Genomic DNA, 4,476 nt, shown 5'->3' with positions numbered 1-4,476 from the left:
CCCTCAAATTTTCTTTCAAGATAAGACTTTATCTTTGATAAAGGTTCATGATTCCCAGGATCATCCGGGCAATAATGTTGAAAACCATCCAAACCAACTAGACATTTTTTCGTGTTTTCCATAACTATCCTTTCAAAAAAAAGTTTAAAGAATGGCGCCGTCCTGGAGGTCTAGACGGCGCCGCCTGTGCTGGCTGATGGTTGATGGGCACAGGTTTTAATCCTCGAATTTATATTGTTCTAATAGCTCCCTGCGAATTTCCTGAAACCGCTCGGAAGGAAGGTTCGGAAATAACGAATCTAAAATCCATTGTCGGGTTTGTCCACACTGAGCACCGCAAACCACGAGTTTGCTGATTTGTTCGAAAACTGTAACTGGTATCGACTCACGGAGTTCGTTCGAGATTGATTCCCAAATAGCTCTCTTTGCCGTGTTGCATTCAGTGTTTAGTTTAACCAAATCGCTCTCGGTTTTTTTAATGCCCCGGCCCAACGCTTCAATCATTTTGTTTGCTTCGATTTCCTTTGCCTGGATTTTTTGGCAATCTGCCTGGACCGTCTTCAATTCTTTTTCCGTGATTTGGCCTAAAACGTAATTGTCAAACGCCTCGGTTTCCCGCTTTTCTAATGCTTCAATCGCCCGGCGTAAATGTGGAATCGATTCCGTAAGAGAATCATACCGATTTTGCAGTTCAAAGATTGCCTTTTGACAATCTTCAACCCTTTTTTTCGCTACCTCAAATTTTTTCCTCGCTGTTTCAATATTCGACATTTTCTAACCCTCCATAAAAAAAAGACTGATAAAAGTTAAACCCGTAAAAAAAAGATAAGAAGTTTAAAAACCTGTAAAACACCCGCAACCCTTACAATCGGGTAACGCATCATAAAGTCTTTGATATACAAGATCATAGGCACGCTCAATTTTTAAAATCTCCGGAACATAGTTAGGGGCATACCAGCCCACCCGGTTTAGAATGATAGGCTTGTATTTTTTGTACCAGGTATCATTTGCGCAAAATCTTTCGCCCGGCTTTATGCCTTCAATCTCGTGTAGCAAATCATCAAAAAAGGGATCGATAGCGACAATGGTCTCCCAAGTCAATTTTTGTCTTATCGACTCACGCCTTGATTCCCGCTCCCGGAAACGGGAAAGCAAAGTATCACCAGTTATAAGCATTGTTTTAGCCTCCTAAAAAAAGTTAGTCCGGTCGTCTCCAGCCTGAAGTCTGGATAAATTTAATACCACCCACAAGTTTGAATTCGCATTCCATTCGATTTGGGTTCACATCAGGTTTTACCCAGTTTTTCGCCTTCGTAATTTTTAATTTCCCAGGCGACATACTCAAATACAATCGTGATTTTTCTGCCGAGAAATCGCCGCCTCTCCCAAAATCTAGACCTGCCTTTTTTTGTAATGCAACTAAGCAAAAACCAGTCTTTAAACGGTCAAAATACCTCTTGATGTCCTTTGACACTTCGTAAAAATTTTCCATCTTTTCTAGGTAATCAATAATTGTTATTGAGTCAGGTTGAATTAAATCCTCAAAGTTGCACGATCTTTCAATGAATTCAATTTTGTTCCATTCCGAAACCGGGACATCCATTGGCTTAGTTCGATTTTTCATTTCCTCCTTACCCATTTCCGATGTTAGATATCGAATTTTAAAGCCGTCTCTGTTCAAAAATGCGAAGTTTAGACAAAAAGCACTCTTCCCCGCATCGGTTTCACCTGCACAAACGGCAACAGACTTTGGCAAGGTATTTACTAGCCCATGAATATTGAACGGCCATTTTAATGACAAAGGGTGTACGGGCTCGTCATCAAGGACGATTGGTTCGTAATCCCTTAACACCCGGCGATAAAAACCTTCCTTATTACCCGCCCTTTCGATGATTCCACGATCAAGCAATCTTTTAAAAACCTGCCTTCGATTGTCTCTGTCACGCTTTGTCACGATTCCTAACTCTTTGTCACAATCTGTCACGCAAATGTCACGCTCTGTCACGCTGATCCATGCCTCAATTTCTTCGGAAAGCGATTTTTCCCGCTTTTCTTGCCTTTGCAAGGCGCTCTGAATCTTAGTGTTTATCCATGTTTCGTCACACTCACCCCATGAACGCACAATAAAATCAAGGTATCTGAAGATGTCTCGCTCTGGCATGCCCGATTTTACTAGGGAATTGGCAAGTGTAAACAAATCGTTGTCTCTACGCCCCAAACTAAAAAGAGGTTCATGCGTGACAGTTTGCGTGACACCCTCTATAGACAAAGTGTTTTCGCTATATAATGTATTATTATTTAATGGTGCACTCCCGTAAGGTCGTGCACACTTGCCAGGGGGTTGAGACTGAGTCTCAGTTAAGATACGGTACAAGCTCTCAGGCATTTCTTGCAAAACCTCTCGTGTTAATTCGAGGTCGGTTAACCAGCAATATTGTTTGCCTTGTAAATTGATAGAAGGGGGAGCGATAATCACGCCGCCCTCTGCTCTAATATCAACCTGGGGAAAAACGGCTGCCTTAGTTTGAAGGCCTTCTGAATATTTAAAATAATAATGACGCCCGCCTCTTGGACTCACGGCAATTGGAGTCTCAAACATTTCGGGAAGCATGGAATCAATCTTTTCACAGGCTTCCGGACTATCGCAATCAATAACGCAAATCCCACTAATTTTGCCCGTAATCAGACCACACATGGCCTTTGGGTATTTTGAAAACATCTCCTTAATCTCTTGTTTTAAAGGCATTCGGGTTTGAAATTCAGCCCATTTCACCAATGGCTTTTTGTCGGTCGGACTCATTGGTATTGCTGGAAAACCTTTTCTAAAATATTCGATTGCAGAATCAACTTGTGGGGATGCCATGCCTAACCTTTCGATTGAATCGCAAACAATGCCTGTTTAATCCTGGGAATATCGCTTTCCCGATAGACTCTTTCACCGTTGGGCAACCTTATAAAATCCTCGCTTCGTAACTTTCTGCTGTCGAAAAGGTAAATTAAGCGATGTTTCGGAACATTCAGCATTTCAACAACCTGAGATAGTGTAAAAAGCTTTTCGTTCAACAAACTTTTTTCTGTCATTTTTTTACCTCATAATTGAATTAGAAAAACAAACTCTTTACCCTTATATGGTGAAATTTCACCGAAACGGGTATTTTTCACCAGAAAAAGAAAAGGTAATTGACTGGTAACGCTTGAAAATAAAGGAAGGTAAGGAAGTGAAAAATATTTCAAAAAAAATAGCCTTCATCGGTGAAAATTCACCGACAAAGGCTTTTGTGTGGTTTTTGTGGTGGATAAAATGCTAATCGTCTAAACCAAAATCGCTGTCCTCGCAATCGTCTTCGTTTTTATAATTGCAATGTGTGTTTTTTGGTGGTACGTATTCCTTGTAATGTCTTCTGATAGATTCCTCGTAATCCCTATTATGTGATTTATCTTCAATTAAAAAGGCAGTCTCATATCCTGTGGTCTTTTTATACGATATAGGATCGCCTTCGATAGTTTTGAATATCTGTCTTAAGGCCTTCCTCAGATCGGAAAAATACTTCTTCACCTTGCCTTTTCCTTTGTCTGGACAGTTCGTAAAATTACCGTTCAAAGACGCAAGTTCCTTTAGGAATTTCCAAAGAAATATAGGCTTACCGCTTTTACTGTCCTTAAATCCCATCCCCGAATAATGCCTATGTTCGGTCACATTCTTTGCGCTTATTTTAACGTTTTCGTTGTCGATGAAACTTATTTTGACTTCATGCCATTGAGTCCCTGCCGGTGTTGGAAAAGGAATAATTTTAGCTGCCCTTGCTCCGTTTCGCTTCTCAGATTCAAATCCTACAACATCAAACAGCCTTTTAAAATACTCCGGGAGATCGTCAACGGTTCGGGTGTGGATTATTAGCAGTCCTTTGGGTGTACTTGTGACGCCGTTTATAGTAACTTTTATAAATCGGGTTTTTGTGTCTGACCTGAGAATGTCGTTTATTCTAGCATCTAAGCGTTTTATTAAGGCATGATCTTGTGTGTTGAAATCTTCAAGAAATAATGTGCTTCGTTCAAAATAGTGAAGTTTCTTCTCAATATCTTTTTCATTCAGACAGTCGATATGATAGAACCCCCAAGTATCGCCTTTGTAATAGAGGTAACAGGCAATTTTCCTGACTATATCAATATCTTTACCGACCAGCAGTACGCATCGTTTTTTTATCTTCTCAATACGCTCCAGTAATGCTTTATCAAATTCCTTTTCTAGCCCATCAAAAACGCTCTTATATTCATCATCGTCCGCTAAACCTTGCCTAGCAACTAAAATATCAAACGCATCCTTACTAAATTTTTCTGGTTTCATCTGTCATTTCTCCTCATGACTCTCCAAGAAAGAATGCTGTCTCTGCTTTTTTATTGTATTTGCAAGTGCCTTATAACCCTCATCCGTCAGGAATCCCTCGGTATCCTCAATGAACATCTTGCCGGTTACGT

The 4,476-nt window shown here is 40.3% G+C and carries 4 protein-coding genes; all 4 read right to left on the bottom strand.

From position 1 onward, the window contains the following. Nucleotides 1-216: 216 nt before the first annotated feature. The 4 genes from HUT38_04425 to HUT38_04410 all read right to left on the bottom strand — a co-directional run bounded on the left by HUT38_04425 (nucleotide 217) and on the right by HUT38_04410 (nucleotide 4,345). Entirely contained in the window at nucleotides 217-771 is a 555-nt protein-coding gene (locus HUT38_04425) for a hypothetical protein (GenBank protein ID NUQ57698.1), read from the bottom strand. A gap of 63 nt (nucleotides 772-834) precedes the next feature. Next, nucleotides 835-1,176 carry a hypothetical protein gene (locus HUT38_04420; GenBank protein ID NUQ57697.1) on the bottom strand — a complete coding sequence of 114 codons (342 nt, stop codon included), beginning with the start codon at nucleotides 1,174-1,176 and terminating at the stop codon, nucleotides 835-837. Between the two features lie 22 nt (nucleotides 1,177-1,198). Then, a complete protein-coding gene (locus tag HUT38_04415; protein ID NUQ57696.1) occupies nucleotides 1,199-2,863 on the bottom strand; it encodes a bifunctional DNA primase/polymerase in 1,665 nt (554 codons plus the stop codon). Nucleotides 2,864-3,304: 441 nt separating this feature from the next. Then, nucleotides 3,305-4,345: a hypothetical protein gene (locus HUT38_04410; protein ID NUQ57695.1), complete on the bottom strand. Its 1,041-nt coding sequence runs from the start codon at nucleotides 4,343-4,345 to the stop codon at nucleotides 3,305-3,307. Nucleotides 4,346-4,476: the final 131 nt, after the last annotated feature.

The sequence above is a fragment of the Candidatus Paceibacter sp. genome (assembly GCA_013360865.1).
Classification (GTDB): Bacteria; Patescibacteriota; Minisyncoccia; order UBA9983; family UBA9983; genus SURF-57.
Note: the sequence above shows the minus strand (reverse complement) of the source record. Positions and strands in the feature narration are given on the sequence as shown.